Annotated in this window: 14 protein-coding genes; 1 reads left to right on the forward strand and 13 read right to left on the reverse strand. The window is 71.1% G+C overall.

The window, feature by feature from the left end; translation table 11 throughout:
• The 5 genes from FLL47_RS10115 to FLL47_RS10135 all read right to left on the reverse strand — a co-directional run bounded on the left by FLL47_RS10115 (position 1) and on the right by FLL47_RS10135 (position 4,674).
• Positions 1-510, reverse strand: a complete 510-nt coding sequence (locus tag FLL47_RS10115) for a GrpB family protein (protein ID WP_222106018.1) — start codon at positions 508-510, stop codon at positions 1-3.
• 69 nt (positions 511-579) lie between these two features.
• On the reverse strand, positions 580-1,335 hold the full coding sequence (locus FLL47_RS10120; protein ID WP_186315633.1) for a class I SAM-dependent methyltransferase: 756 nt from the start codon (positions 1,333-1,335) through the stop codon (positions 580-582).
• 231 nt (positions 1,336-1,566) lie between these two features.
• On the reverse strand, positions 1,567-1,965 hold the full coding sequence (locus FLL47_RS10125; protein WP_144120187.1) for a DUF948 domain-containing protein: 399 nt from the start codon (positions 1,963-1,965) through the stop codon (positions 1,567-1,569).
• 6 nt (positions 1,966-1,971) lie between these two features.
• Positions 1,972-2,334, reverse strand: a complete 363-nt coding sequence (locus FLL47_RS10130) for a hypothetical protein (RefSeq protein WP_144120188.1) — start codon at positions 2,332-2,334, stop codon at positions 1,972-1,974.
• Positions 2,335-2,403: 69 nt separating this feature from the next.
• Positions 2,404-4,674, reverse strand: coding sequence for an MMPL family transporter (locus FLL47_RS10135; protein WP_144120189.1), 2,271 nt, complete (start codon positions 4,672-4,674; stop codon positions 2,404-2,406).
• Positions 4,675-4,969: 295 nt separating this feature from the next.
• Between FLL47_RS10135 and FLL47_RS10140 the strand changes: the two genes are divergently transcribed.
• Positions 4,970-5,965, forward strand: a complete 996-nt coding sequence (locus tag FLL47_RS10140) for a YihY/virulence factor BrkB family protein (RefSeq protein WP_144120190.1) — start codon at positions 4,970-4,972, stop codon at positions 5,963-5,965.
• Between the two features lie 12 nt (positions 5,966-5,977).
• Here FLL47_RS10140 and FLL47_RS10145 read toward each other — a convergent pair whose 3' ends face one another.
• The 8 genes from FLL47_RS10145 to FLL47_RS10185 all read right to left on the reverse strand — a co-directional run bounded on the left by FLL47_RS10145 (position 5,978) and on the right by FLL47_RS10185 (position 14,415).
• Positions 5,978-6,385 carry an ATP-binding protein gene (locus FLL47_RS10145; RefSeq protein WP_144120191.1) on the reverse strand — a complete coding sequence of 136 codons (408 nt, stop codon included), beginning with the start codon at positions 6,383-6,385 and terminating at the stop codon, positions 5,978-5,980.
• 202 nt (positions 6,386-6,587) lie between these two features.
• A complete protein-coding gene (locus FLL47_RS10150; RefSeq protein WP_144120192.1) occupies positions 6,588-6,914 on the reverse strand; it encodes an STAS domain-containing protein in 327 nt (108 codons plus the stop codon).
• Positions 6,915-6,972: 58 nt separating this feature from the next.
• Positions 6,973-8,478, reverse strand: a complete 1,506-nt coding sequence (locus tag FLL47_RS10155) for a serine/threonine-protein kinase (RefSeq protein WP_144120193.1) — start codon at positions 8,476-8,478, stop codon at positions 6,973-6,975.
• 163 nt (positions 8,479-8,641) lie between these two features.
• Positions 8,642-8,911 (reverse strand): GlsB/YeaQ/YmgE family stress response membrane protein, encoded by a 270-nt coding sequence (locus FLL47_RS10160; RefSeq protein ID WP_144120194.1) that lies wholly within the window; start codon positions 8,909-8,911, stop codon positions 8,642-8,644.
• Between the two features lie 268 nt (positions 8,912-9,179).
• Positions 9,180-11,801 carry an FG-GAP-like repeat-containing protein gene (locus FLL47_RS43595; protein WP_246157768.1) on the reverse strand — a complete coding sequence of 874 codons (2,622 nt, stop codon included), beginning with the start codon at positions 11,799-11,801 and terminating at the stop codon, positions 9,180-9,182.
• 300 nt (positions 11,802-12,101) lie between these two features.
• Positions 12,102-12,554, reverse strand: coding sequence for an Rv0361 family membrane protein (locus tag FLL47_RS10175; RefSeq protein WP_144120195.1), 453 nt, complete (start codon positions 12,552-12,554; stop codon positions 12,102-12,104).
• A 68-nt stretch (positions 12,555-12,622) separates the two neighbouring features.
• A complete protein-coding gene (locus tag FLL47_RS10180; protein WP_144120196.1) occupies positions 12,623-13,276 on the reverse strand; it encodes a response regulator in 654 nt (217 codons plus the stop codon).
• Positions 13,273-14,415: a sensor histidine kinase gene (locus tag FLL47_RS10185; protein ID WP_144120197.1), complete on the reverse strand. Its 1,143-nt coding sequence runs from the start codon at positions 14,413-14,415 to the stop codon at positions 13,273-13,275. Before FLL47_RS10185 ends, FLL47_RS10180 begins: the two co-directional genes overlap by 4 nt.
• Positions 14,416-14,446 lie beyond the last annotated feature (31 nt).

Raw genomic sequence — 14,446 nt, forward strand, 5'->3', positions numbered from 1 at the left:
TCAGCGCCCTTTCTCCCAGACCGGGACAGAGGGAAGTCCGCGTTCGGCCCGGGCCAGATCGGTGAGCTCCTGAACCAGTGCGGTCTTGTGACCGGAGTAGCCGGGCAGCCCGGCGATCTCCCGTTTGAGCCGCGCGTACCGCTCCGCGTCGGCGGAGTGCCTGCGGAGATGGTCGCGCAGGATGCGCTGGTTGCGCGTGGGCCAACTCTCCAGGGTCACGACGTGCAGGATGTGCGTACGGTGCTCGTCCCGCTCACGGACGTAGAGGAGCCGATCTTCCATGCCGTTGTGGTGGCGCCGATAACCGAGTCGCTCGACAGCGGCGTCGTCCACGCAGTCCAATGAGGTCACCGCGGCCATCAGGTCGATCACCGGCTTCGCGGCGAGGCCGGGAACGGCGGTCGAGCCGATGTGCTCGATCTCCAGGATGACGCGGGGCAGTGCCGCACGGAGTTCGGTCATGGCCGCTTCCGCCATGGCCGGCCAGGCCGAGTCGTAGTCGACGATCACGGTCTCACGTTAGCGCGATCGACATGACCGTACTCGGCCCTGGCCGCCATCCCATTGCGAGACGGCACACTAGCTGGCGCGGACGAACGTCGCGACGTGGCCTCGGAACAGCACGGTCAGCTCCCCTGCCCCGAAAACGTCGGCGAGAGTCTGCTCGCACCAGCCCCGAGCCTCGCCCCGGGCACGGACATCGGCGCGGACGGCCCAGTCGGCGTTGACCTCGCTGAGCGCATACCGCTGATAGGTCTGCCTGGTCATCGGCAGTGCCACCACCTGGTGCCGCGACTCCAGCAGCCGCAGGCCGGGCTCGGTTCCGGGCAGGTCGCGCGGATCGAGCGGCCGCCACCCCGGCGGCCAGGGAAACCGCTGCTCGAAGCGGGCGAACCAATCGCTCAGCGCCGGCCCCTCCGCAGCATTGCGCGCCTCGCTGAAGTCGTACACGACCAGTCGGCCCGCCGGGGTGAGCACACGCCGCAGCTGTGGCAGCGACCGGGCCAGGTCGGTGTAGTTGAGCGCGCCGGCCGCCGTGACCGGGTCGAACGACGAGTCGGGGAACGGCAGCGCCTCGGCCCGGGCGACGGCGAACGACGCGCCGGGCGCGACCGCCTCGCGATGGGCGAGCATGGCGGCCGCCGGTTCGACCCCGATCACCTGTGCGGCCAGCGGCCGCAGCGCGGCGGTCGACACCCCGGCGCCGCAGCCGACGTCCAGCGCTCGCCGGGCCGTGCCGGTCACGCCCGAGGCGGCCAGCAGGCGGTGATGCACCGCGGGCCGGTCGAAGGCATAGCCACGAGCCAGTTCGGCGCTGTCGTAGACACCGCTCATCGGCATGCTCCAACGGCCGCCGACGCCACCTGACCTGACCGCACGGACACCATTGCAGCACAACGAAGGCGTCAGCGAGGTCCGGAGCGGACTCGACGACGCCTTCGGCACAACCGATTTCGCGGCACAGGACTTCGCCGGCCTTCGGCGGCCCACGGGCCCGCAGCGGAGGGACCGCCGGCACGGGGAAAGCGCGTGGCCGGACCCGTGTGCCGGGCCCGGCCCATCACGTCACTGCCGGTGGGATCGCGCCGCCACGGCGCGGCGGATACCGAAGGCCAGCGCGGCGGCCTTGCCCAGCGGCGTCGCCGACGCCTCGGTGACCGTGTTCGCGACCTTGGCGATGTTCGCCGCGGCCGCCGACAGCGGCCCGGTCACCGCGTCGACCCGGACCAGCTGGAGGTTGATGCCGTCCAGTGTGGTCTGCACCTGCCCGACGGTGGTGTTCACACCGTCGACGGTGTTGTTGACGTTGTCCAGCAGCGGACCCGTCTTCGCGGTGACCTCACGGATCATGTCGGTGGTCGCGTCGACGGTGCGCCGCAGCCGCAGGATCGGCACCGCGAGCACCAGCACGAGCATCGCGAAAGCTCCCGAGGCGACCAGCGCCGCGATCTCCGTACCCGACATCTGCGGCTACTTCTTCGACCCGGCCGAGTTCCGGCCGATCAGCCAGCCGATGAGGAACACAGCGGCCCCGGTGGCCCACGGCGTGGGGTTGCGGCGGATGCTGGCCAACAGGTCGCGTCCGGCGCTCTCCCACTCGTCGGCCGTGTGCGGAATCCGCTCGTTGACCGCCGACAGGGCTTCCGTGGCCGCGTCCTTCGCCGCCACCGCGGTGTGGCTGACGTTGGCCTTGAGCTCGCCGGCACCGGCGGCCAGGGCGTGTCCGGTGTCGATCGCCGCCTGCTTGGCCTCCGCCGCCTTCTCGGCGACGGCGGCGGAGGCCGTATTGAGCGCGTCCTGCGCGCCGGCGATGGCGTCGTCCTTGCTTGGCATGTCGTCTCCCCTTCGAGGTGTGGTGATGGCGGACCGATACCCGGCCGCCCGCTCCTTATGCAGTGGCGGTCATTCGGTCGCGGCGGCGCTCGCCGGCTCGTCGCCCGGCAGTGGCGCCGCGGGCGGGCGGCGCAGCGCGGCGAACCGGCCGAACAGTCGGCGGCCCGGCCATTCGCTGGCCGATCCGAGCACCGTCAGCAGCGCGGGGGCGAGAATCGACCGGACGATGAACGCGTCGATGAGGATGCCCACCGACAACGCGAACGCGAGTTCCCGGAACGGGCGCAGCGGCACCAGAGCCAGCAGGCCGAAACTGACCGCGAGGGTGAACGCGGCGATGCGGATCGCGTGCGCCGACTGCGGCAGCGTGATCGCGAGCGCTTCGCGCAACGGGCGTCCGCGGGCCTCCTTCCAGGCCGGGCCGATGCCGAAGATGTTGTAGTCCGAGCCCAGCGCGACCAGCAGCACCGCGGCGGCGAACGGTACGTAGAAGGTCAGTCCGTCGGCGCCGAGGACGTCCTGGAACAGCCAAGTGGTCGCCCCGAGCGTGGCCCCGATGGCGAGCACGCTGCAGGCGAGCAGGCCGATGGGTGCCACCAGTGCACGCAGGAACAGCATGAGGAACAGCAGATTCGCGACGAGTGCCGCGAGCGCGATACGACCGAGGTCCTGCTTGGTCTGGTCGACGATGAGCTGCGCGATGGCGGTGTCGCCGCCGAGGCTCGTCTGCACGTCGGTCAGCCCCACGGCCCGCACGAGGCCGGGGAGGTCCTGCTGCAGCCGGGACAGGGTCTGCACGGCGCGGGCGCCGAGCGGTTCGTCGGACAGGATCAGCAGGTAGCGTGCCGCGGTGTCGTCGGGAGTGCGGAACACGTGCAGGTCCTGCGGGACGATGTCGTCGCCGGGTCCGAGCACGGCGGCCACCCCGGGCACCTTCCGCAGCGCCTGCTGCAGGCCGTCGAGTTCCTTCTCCTTCGCGGCCACTCCCGGGCCTTCCAGGAGCAGTTCGGTCGGTGACAGGATGCCCTCGGCGAATCCGGTCTGGGCCTGGGCGGCGGCCTGGCGGGTCGGGTGGTCGGCGGGCAGCGCCTCTACGAACGACACGCCCAGGGCGAGGTCACGCACGGGCAGCGCGGCCGCGACCAGGCCGCCGACGCACAGCAGCAGCACGGGTGCGGCGACCCAGGGCCGGGTCAGCAGCCGTGACCAGCGCCCGCTGCCGACCTCCGGTGCCGCGACGGGTTCGGTGGACGCGCCGCGCCGCGGCGACCACAGCACCGCGCGCCCCAGGATGGCCAGCAGCGCGGGCACGAGGGTGACCGCCACGACCATGCCGATGAGCACGGCCAGCGCCATGCCGGGCCCGAACGCCCGGAACGCCGCCGATCCGGCGACCACCAGCGCGCCGGTGCCGGCGGCGGCGGTCGCGCCGGCGGTGGCGATGATGGGGGTGAACCGGGCGGTCGCGTGCTCTGCCGCCTCCAGCCTGCCCGCACCGGAGGCGAGCTGGGTGCGGACCGCGGCCAGGTAGAAGACGACGTAGTCGGTGACCACGCCGAGCAGCAGCGCCACCAGCAGCGGCTGGGTCTCCTGCGGCACCGGCACCCCGAGCCGGTCGGCGAGCGCGCCGCCGACGTGCAGGGTGAGCACGATCGCGACCCCGGCCACGCCCAGGGCGAGCAACGGCGCGATGAGCGAGCGGAACGCGATCGCGACGATGAGGAACACGGCCGCGACGGTCACCGCCTCCAGCCAGGGCAGTGTCGACAGTACGAGGTCGCCCTGCTCGACCCGGGCCGGAACCGAACCGGTCACCCCGACGACGGCGTCGTCGGCGTCGTAGTGTGCCGCCACGAACTTCTCGGCGGCGGCCAGCTGGCCGGCGAAGGTGACGTCGGGTGCGGTGAACAGCATGGTGATGACGGTCGTGCCGTTCTCCTGCGAGCCCGGCATCAGCTGCAGTGTGTTGGTCACCGGCACGGCGGCGAGGATGGGCGCGGCGTCGGGAAACCTGCCCTCCGTCACGTCGCGGGCGCGGGCGACCGCTTCGGCTTGCACCGACAGGGGCAGTCCGTCGGGGTTGCGCTGCACCACCGAGACCCGGCTCAGCAGCGGAAACCCGAACTTCTCGAAGGAGCGGACCTCGCTGCGCACCGCGGCGTTGTCGGCCGACACCAGTTGTCCGAGGTCGCTGCCGCCGTGGCCGATGGCCGGCAGGTACAGCACCGACGCCGCCACGGCCACCGCCCACAGCGCCACGACGACCCAGCGCAGCCAGACCACCGAAATCGCGTAGTACTCCAGCAGCCGGCTCGGGCGCCAGCGGCTGCGCGCGGGCATGTCCACACCCGACGGTGGCGCTGCCCCGCTCACGGGTGCACCCGCTCGGCGACGACCGGGTCCGACTGCCTCATACGCATGGCGTTCCTCCTGTGACGGCACCCGTCGAGCCGCCTCGCGCAGCCGCAGGGGCCGCTTCGCGCGGGGCGGTTCGGCAGGCGATGGGATTTCGTGAGTCGGGTACCCGGCCGGTTGCCCGGCAAACGGCGGCAGTCCGGCGCACGTCGGCCGGCCTCCGGACGCACGTGGGCACAGGCCGGGTTAGCGGCAGCCGGGCCCGCGGTATGGCAGGAGCATGACTCAGGATGCCCAGCCGGCGAAAACCGTGACCGCGCCGCCGCCCGACGCCGGCCCGCGCAGTCCCACCCAGCTCAGCCTGCGGTCCTGGTGGAAGGTGCTGCGCCGGACCGCGAAGGAGTTCGACACCGACAGCCTGCAGGTGTGGGCCGCGGCGCTGACCTACTACGGCGTGCTGTCGCTGTTCCCGGGCATCCTCGTGCTGGCCGCGGTCGTCGGCCTGTTCGACGACCGGCTGGTCGATGACGTCCTGAACGACGTCACGCCGATCATGCCGACGGCGGTGCGGGAGGTCTTCACCGCCGCGCTCGACAACGTGCAGGCCAACGACAGCAAGGCGGGCATCGCCGCGATCATCGGTCTGGCGGTGGCCATGTGGTCGGCGTCGGGTTACGTCGACGCGTTCATGCAGGCGTCCAACGCGATCTACGACGTGCCCGAAGGCCGGCCGTTGTGGAAGCGGCTGCCGATCCGGCTCGCGGTGACGCTGGCGACCGGTGTGCTGCTGGTCGCGAGCGTCCTCATCGTCGTGGTGAGCGGCCGGCTGGCCGAGGCGCTCGGCGGTGTGCTCGGCCTGTCCGGGCCGGTGGTGGCGGCTTGGCAGATCGGCAAGTGGCCGGTGCTCATCGCGCTGATCGCGCTGCTGTTCGCGATCCTGTACTGGGCCTCCCCCAACGCGCGGCAGGGCGGCTTCCGGTGGATCAGTCCCGGCGGCCTGGTCGCCGTCGTGCTGTGGATCGCCGCCTCGGCCGGATTCGGGTTCTACGTGGCCCACTTCGGCTCGTACGCCGAGACCTACGGCAGCCTGGGCGGCATCATCGTGTTCCTCATCTGGCTGTGGATCTCCAATCTGGCGATCCTGTTCGGCGCCGAACTCGACGCGGAACTCGAACGCCAGCGCGCCATCGCCGCGGGCCATCCCGCCGACAGCGAGCCCTACCTGCAGATGCGGGACAGCTCCGCGCTCGATCACGGCGACAAGGAGCAGCTCTGACCTGCCGCCCCGTCACAGCCGGAACAGCAGCCGCCACCTCGACCGGCCCGGTTCACTGTGGAGGTAGAACCCGTCCGCGACCTCCGCGGCGATCTTGAGTCCCCAGCCGCCGCCCCCCTCGCGGGCGGCGGCCGGGGGATTTGCGGGAACGAAGGTGCCGGTGTCGACGACCTCGCAGACGACGCTGCCGGACTCGGGCCAGACCCGGATGGTCCCGCCGGACGGCGTGTGGCGCAGCGTATTGGTGGCCAGCTCGCTCACCGCCACCTCGAGCGCGGCCGCGCGGGCGGGTGCCAGGCCGGCCGCGCGGGCGGCCGCGCCGGCGAACTGCCGGACCGCCGAAAGGTCGTCAGGGCCGGCGAAGGTCGCCGATGCCGCGTACGGCGGAGGCGGCCTGAACGGTTCTGGTGCCTGCAGCATGGGCCCTCCGGCCGCCCGCCCGTACCGGTCCCGGTGACCGCCGAGCTACCGGGTGCGAAGACCGGCGACGGCGGCGACCCGAGGGAAAGCCGACATAGCGGGCAGCGTCCGTGACGTTCATTCACCCGGATATCTGCTTCCTACCCCGCAGGCGGCCGCACGTAAACACCGGTGCGAAACGGATCCCGGGCCGCCACGCCGATCACTCCGCCGGTTCGTCGCAGAGATGGCCGTAGACACCCGAGACCTGCAGCACGCGCAGCGCCATACCGCTGAGATTGGTCAACCGAAGTTCGCTGCCGGACGCCACCACCTCGTCGCGGGCGACGACGAGAGTCCTGATCCCCGACGAGTCGATGAACGTCACGGCACACATGTCCACGGCCACCGCGAGTCCCGGCCGCCGACACCCCGCCGAGACCAGCAACTCGCGCAGCTCATCGACAACGGCGAGATCTATTTCACCCGTGAGGCCGATCCGGACCACGGTGCCGTCGCACTCGACATGGTGGCTCAGCTGGGAGGTCACCCGACCTTTCTAGCACAGCGGCCGGGTGTCCGGCCGTCCCCGAATCAGCGCGGTCGCGCTAGGGCTTCGCCTTCTTCGGCTTCGGTTTGCCATGCGGCTCGGGGGCGCCGACGGGCTTCCGGGCCACTGGTGTGGGCTCGGCCGCGGGCACCGGCGAAGGAACGGTGCTGAACACGTTGACACTGCTCTGGCAGGTGGTGCCGTCGAGCGCGAACTCCGCCGGAGCAGCGCCCGAAACTCTCCCGGTGCCCGCGAGCCCGATGGCGACCGGGCTGCCCGCGGCGAGGTCGACGTGCCCGGTGACGACGGCCCGGTGACCGTCCTGCCGGACCGTGCCCGGCCGGTCGCCTCTCACCTGCCAGCCGTCGACGGTGAAGGTCAACCGCCATGGCTGGGGGTGGTCGTGTGCGGTGCTGACGGCGAGGGATGCGGTGTACTCGGCTCCGACGACGTGGATCTGCAGACCGACCTGGCAAACGTCCGGTGGCGTGGGCACCTGGGTCGCGCCGGCGATGTCCGCGAGTCCCGTGTTGAAGACCAACGCGCCCACCAGACCGGTGACGGCGACCACGCCGGCCGACAGCCCCACGCGCCGACGTGCGGGCATGGCCCGGACCGAAGCGGCCAACCGGCCGGCCACGCCGGCAACCTTTTGCGGGTCGCGCCGGGTGAGTTCGACCGGCAGAGCCAGCAGGCGGGTGTGCTCGTCGGCCTCTGCCGACCGTGCAGCGCGGAGTTCCGGCACGGTCCAGTGGTCCAGGCCGGCGGCGATCTCGGCCGCAGTGGGCCGGTCGGCGGGATTCTTCGCCAGGCAGCTCAGGCATAGCTCCATGACCGCCGCAGGCATGCCCGGCACCACCGGGAGCGCGTCCGGCGGGCTGAACACGTGTTGGCGCAACCGCTGCGCGGGTGTCGCGAGGTCCCATGGCAGACGACCCGACAGGCAGCGGTACAAGACCATGCCCAGCGAGTACACGTCACTGGCGGGTGTCACGGCGCTGCGCCCGGTGACACGTTCGGGCGCGATGTAGTCGACGGTCCCCAACAGCTCGTCGTCCTGGCCGTCGTCGAAGCCGGAGAGCACGCATATGCCGAAGTCGAGCACCTTCACCCCGGCCGCGGTCAGCATGATGTTGGCGGGTGTCACGTCGCGATGCACGATGCCACGCACATGGGCTTCGGCCAGGGCCGCGGCGACCTGCGCGGTGATCGACACCGCGTCCTGCCAATCGAGTCCGGACGCATTCTCCTGCAACGCCTGCCGCAGCGTGACGCCGTCCACCAGCTCCATGACGAGGTACGGCTGCTCGTGGCCGTGGAGCCGCTGCTGCCCGTAGTCGTAGACGCTGGTGATGCGCGGATGGGTCAGGCCCGCCACGGCGAGTGCCTCGGCGCGCAGCAGTCGGAGGTTGTCCGGCTGCGAGGCCAGTATCGGCGAGAGCATCTTGACCGCGACCGTCCGGTGCAGAAGCTCGTCGAATGCGCGCCACACCACCGCCATCCCGCCGGCGCCGATGCGCTCGACAAGGCGGTAGCGCCGGCCGAGCACCACGGGTTGATCCATCACATTGCTGACCTACCCCTCTGCTCGCCGCGTTAACGTCAAGCCCGGCACCAGGACGCCGGCTCGGCTCCGCGACGGCGGCACACCACCGGAGGCGGCAGACCGGCGCAGGGCCCGGGACGAGTGTCCCGGGCCCTGCGCCACATACGGTTTCAGTTGGGGATCAGACGGCCGAACGGCCGCGCACCCCGGCGACCAGGGCGACGCCGAGTGCGGCGAGGCCGATCTGGAACACGAGCTCGATCCAGTCGATGCCGTCGGTGACGGCGACGCCGACCGCCTGCGCGATGGCGGTGCCGATGAGCGCGGCGACGATGCCGACGACGATGGTCAGCCAGATCGGGAGGTTCTGCCGGCCCGGGACGACCAGGCGGCCGAGGGCGCCGATGACGAGGCCGACGATGATGGCGGAGATGATTCCGGCGACGGTCATGACCAAATCTCCTTGTACGAAACGACGTTGCCTGACTACCGGTCGTGTGCCCACCGGCCCTGCCCGGTAAACAAACCTCACCGGCGCCGGCATCGGCACCGCGGCAGGACCGCCGCATCCGGCCTGTCGCTTGGCGTGCCGGCGCCTGCGTACGTTCTCCGTCACTTCGTACGCAGGCAGGCGGAGAGGACAGGCCGCCACCGACGACGATGGCGACCTGTCATGCAACGATGCGACCAGGCACTACGAGCCTGTGTCACATGCATCGTCAGACCCACACCCGGCTGCGTGGCACACCGACTCCGGTGGCGACCTGCCCAAGACCGGACCAGCCGCCGCGGCCGTCCCCGCCCCGGTTGAGCCAGACGATCACTGCACCGTTGTCTGCAACAGGCAGGTAGTCAGCCTTACGGTCCCCGTCGAAGTCGGCGAACCGGATACTGCTGCCGGGCACACCGACTCCGGTGGCCACCTGCCCGAGATTCGACCAGCCGCCGCGGCCGTCACCGCCCTTGTTGAGCCAGACGTTCACCGCGCCGTTGTCCGCAACAGGCAGGTAGTCAGCCTTACGGTCCCCATCGAAATCGGCGAACCGGATCCTGCTGCCGGGCACACCGACTCCACCGGCGACCTGCCCGAGATTCTCCCAGCCGCCGCGGCCGTCACCGCCCTTGTTGAGCCAGGCCGTCACCGCACCGTTGTCCGCAACCGTCAGATAATCGGCTTTACGGTCCCCATCGAAATCGGCGAACCGAACACTGCTGCCGGGCACACCGAATCCGCCGGCCACCAGCCCGAGACCGGACCAGCCGCCGCGGCCGTCACCGCCCTTGTTGAGCCAGACCGTCACCGCACCGTTGTCCGCGACCGCGAGATAATCGGCTTTGGCGTCGCCGTCGAAGTCGGCGAATCGAACACTGCTGCCGGGCACACCGAATCCGCCGGCGACCTGCCCGAAAACCGACCAGCCGCCACGGCCGTCACCGCCCCGGTTGAGCCAAGCGGCCACCGCGCCGTTGTCCGCGACCGTCAGATAATCGGCCTTGGCGTCGCCGTCGAAGTCGATGTTGCTGTTCCAGGTCGCCGGGGTACGGTTCCAGTCCAGCGGATTACATTGGACTGCCGGGTCCGCCGGCATGTTCGCGGAGTTCCAGGTCTGCACATTGGCGACCTGGCCGTCGAGGTGGCTTCCGAACGCAGCGGCGCCGGTCTTGACTGCGCCGACCCGGAACCCGCCGGTGCCGCCCCAGGTCGTGGCGTGGTTGATGCTGGCCGCGCACCCGCCGTTGATCCTCAACTGTGCCGACGACGGCTGCTGGAAGTGCACCGAGATGTGAGTCCAGGCGCCTAGCTGGGCGGTTTCCGGCGCGGCGACGGCGGTGTCCCACACCGGGCTCACGGCATCGGTCCGCGACATGGCGAACCGCCAGGATCTGTCGGACGGGTCGGTCCAGAGTTTGAACGCAGCGGTGTTGGTGCCGTCCTGGGACAGGACGACGCCACCGAGCGCGTCGAGTTTGACCCAGACGCCGACGTTGAAGTCGCCGTTCGTCGCGACCGCCGGACCACCGGTGGCCAGCGATCCGGAGACGCCATCGAGTTCGACAGCGGGGCTGTAGGTGCCTCCCGTGTTCCATGTCGCGCCCGCGGTGGCCGTCATGGGCAGTGCCACGCCGCTGAACACGCTGTCGGCGACAGTGGCGACGCTGCTGCCCGGAGTCGCACCGACGGGCATGTCGGCCATTGTCCAGGTGTGCGCGGCCGTGGTCGTGGTGATGGCGTTGAACCAGGTAGCGAGATCATCGGTACGTGCGGCCGTGACAGTGCTGTCGGTCCCGGCGGCGCCGGGGCACCCCGCCTGGCCCGCCCGGCTGAGTACGGCGGCGAGCTTCCCGTCAGCCAGGACGGGAGCGCCGGCCATGCCACTGCACACCAGCGGACCTGTACCGGCGACGAGCGTGCCGGCGCTGGTGGCGGTGAACGTGATCTGGGCGGTCTGCTGCTGGTCGGCGGTCAGGTCCGACGGTGTACGCCCGAAGCCGACGGCAGGCACATCAACCCCGGTCGGCGCGGCGGCAGCGGCCAAAGCCACCGGGGTGACGTCCGGCACCGGGGCAGCCAATCGGGCGAGGACCACATCGCGACCCGGACTCGGGCTCAGCCAGTCGACCGCAGTGCTCGCATGCCCGGGGAACACCACATGGTTGGCGCCGGCCGGTGGGCCTTCGACCAGCTGCGGATGGTTCGGGTCGTCGGCGAAACAGCTGGCGGCGCCGAGCACCCAGCGTGGCGCGACCAGGGTCACGGTGCACATCCGGTCGCGGGCGGACAGCTTGCCGACCGCCGCCTGCCCGCCGGTGACCGGCGCGGGGCCCGTCCCCACCCGCAGCTGCAGCAGCATCGTGGGCGAGGCGTCCGGGTCGGCGCCCAGTCCAACCTGGGTACTGCCGTCGGGGTCCACGTCGACGGTGATCTCCTCACCCTCAGCGCTGACGAGTTCGGCGGTCACCTCGTGGCCGGTGCCGGTCCGCTGGCCGTCCCCGCGGATCTCATACACCCCCGGGACCTGCAGGTTGAGCAGCCCGGATGAAGCCGTCACCTTGAAGCACACACGGCCGATGCCATCTGCGCCGATCGCCTCGTCGGTGGTATAGACCTTCAGCAAGCCGATGTCACCTTGCGGCGGCGTCGCGCAATCGGCAAGGACAATGTGCCCATCGCCGGAGATAAGCATGACGTTCTGGGCCGCCAGGATCTCCGCCGCCCCGGGGTACGGGTAGACACCATCGTCGACCAGAGACGGCGCGACGATCGGATCCGCCACGGCGGGCGCGGATCCGCCGACCACCGCCAAGGACATGACCAGCGCGGTGGCGGCTCCGTGCGCCACCAAACGCGACATAGTATTCATAACGAATAACCCCCGTGTTCGGTCCGTCCGGACCGCGGATGCAAGATCCGGCGCGCGGAACCTAACGCTCCAATGCAGAGATCGTCAAGGGCGCGCATGTCGTGATTGCCGCCGTGGCAACCCAGCCGCTGGGACAGGGCTTGCGTATTCGCCGACGACAGCCGTACACCTGATGGTGCCCCGACCCGGTCAGGGCACCTGGTTAGGCGAACCGCTCGGGCTGACCGGGGTGACCCGGTGGTGATCGTGGACTTGTCGTAGGGGGCCCACCGTCCGGCCTTACTTGAGCGGGCGCGCGATGCCGGTCTCGTAGCAGACGCGCCAGCCGTCGCTCTCGTCATACAGCACGTAGTGCCACAGTTGCGTCCGGCCGTCGGCATAGCGGACGTCGGCATTGACGTAGTAGCTCGTGGGAGCTTCCGAGAGATCCTGGATCACCACCTCGGTGATCTCGTAGCTTTCGATGTCGGGCTCGACGTGATAGCGGGTCCACTGGTCCAGCGGATACTTCTTCTGCTCACTCGCGCAGACCCACCGGTAGGCCGCCGGGTGGTCGCCGTCACGGAGCGCGTCGAGATAGGCCGTGGCGGCCTCGGTCATGCCCGCCTTCGTCCGCGGGTCGGCCCACTGCCGGTAGATCACCCACGCCGGGGTGCCCACGCACATCAGCAGGACGACGACGACCAGGCCGGGGACCAGCCCGCGTTCCTTCGGCTCCGCGGAGTCGGCCATGACGTCCCTTCGATCGGCGTTCGGCTATCGAAGGGTACGGCGGCACCGCCATCCGCCGCCCGCGCGGCTCAGGGCTCGACCAGGCCCTCCTGGTAGGCGAGCGCGACGAGCTGGGAGCGGTCGCGGGCACGCAGCTTGCTCAGCAGGCGGCTGACATAGGTGCGCGCGGTGGCCGGTGTGATGTGCAGTTCGTCGGCGATCTCGTCATTGGACATACCGCGGCCGATGTGGCGGAGGAATTCGCGTTCCCGGTCGGTGAGCCTGCCGACCAGCTCGGTGTTGCGGGGCCGGACGGCCGAGCGGGCGGCCGCGTCCATCACGCGCCGGGTGACCGCGGGTGAGAGCAGCGCGTCACCGGTGGCCACCACGTGCACGGCCCGGCGCAGTTCGTCGGGGTGGGTGTCCTTGAGCAGGAAACCGGCGGCGCCGGCCTGGATGGCGTCGAACAGGTGGTCGTCGGTGTCGAACGTGGTCAGCACCACGACCTGGGTGGCGGCCAGCCGCGCGTCCCCGGTGATGCGGCGGGTGGCCTCTATGCCGTCCATACCGGGCATACGGACGTCCATCAGCGCCACGTCCGGCCGCAGCTCGCGGACCAGCACCAGGGCCTGCTCCCCGTCGGCCGCCTCGCCGACCACGGTGATGTCGGGGGCGCGTTCGAGCAGGGCGCGCAGTCCGGCCCGGACCAGCTGCTGGTCGTCGACGATCACCACGCGGATCACGGCGTCTCCTCGACGGGCAGCGACGCGGCGACCTCGAAGCCGTCCCGGGCGGCCGTGGCGGTGAGGGTGCCGCCGATCAGCTCCGCTCGTTCGCGCATACCGGCCAGACCGTGGCCGCCGCCGGAACCGCCGTCCGCACCGCGGCCGTCGTCCTTGACGGTGAGGTCGAGCCGTCCGGGCAGGTAGCGCACGTGTATGTCGACCAGGGTCGCGTCGGCGTGGCGGACGGCGTTGGTCAGCGCCTCCTGCACGATCCGGTAGGCCGTGGCATCGACGACCGCCGGCAGGTCCACCGGACGGCCGTGCACGTGTACGGCGACGGGCAGCCCGCTGTCGGTGGTCGCGGCGGCGAGCCGGTCCAGGTGCGCCATGCTCCCGACGGGTGCGCGCGAAGTCTGCTCGGCGGGCCGGCGCAGCAGGGTGACCGTGGAGCGCAGCTCCTGGGTCGCCTGGCCGCTGGCGGACCGGATGACCGCGAGCGCGGAACGCGCGGCGGTGGTGTCGCCGTCGTCGAGGGCCTCGCGGGCGACGTCGGCCTGCAGCGAGATCACCGTGGTGGTGTGCGCGAGCACGTCGTGCAGGTCGCGGGCGACCTGCAGCCGCTCGTTCTCGATCCGGCGGGCGGCCTCCTGCCGGCTCGCCTGCAGCAGGTCCCGCTCGCGCTGGCGCTGCTGCGCGCTGCGCAGCTGCCGGTTGCGGACCCCGTCACCGAGGGCGATCGCACCTGCCATGATCGCCACCGACCAGGGCAGTTCGTAGCCGAACAGGTAGCCGAGTTCCTCGCCGTCGCGCAGCCGGAAGAAACTGGAACCCGCCAGCAGGACGGCGGCCACGCTGACGGCGAGCACGGTCCGGCCGTACTCGGCCGCCGAGTACAACGCGGCGGCGGCGGGCACGGCGAGCCCGATCGGCGGGTAGTCCGCGATGTAGTAGCCGGCCAGGCCGGCGGCGGTGGCGAGCAGGGTCAGCGCGGGGTGCTGCCGCCGGAGGAGCATCAGCAGGCCGAGGCCCAGCGCGAACAGGTAGGCGCCGAGGTCGGGGCCGCGTTCGCCGCCGACGTTCGCCGAGATGGCGACCGCGACGACCAACGTCACCACGGCGCCCAGGCAGCCGTCGAGCAGGAGCTGTCGTCGGCGCATTCCGGCAGCGTAACCGACCACGGCGCCGCCG

The sequence above is a fragment of the Catellatospora sichuanensis genome (assembly GCF_007483665.1).
Taxonomy (GTDB): domain Bacteria; phylum Actinomycetota; class Actinomycetes; order Mycobacteriales; family Micromonosporaceae; genus Catellatospora; species Catellatospora sichuanensis.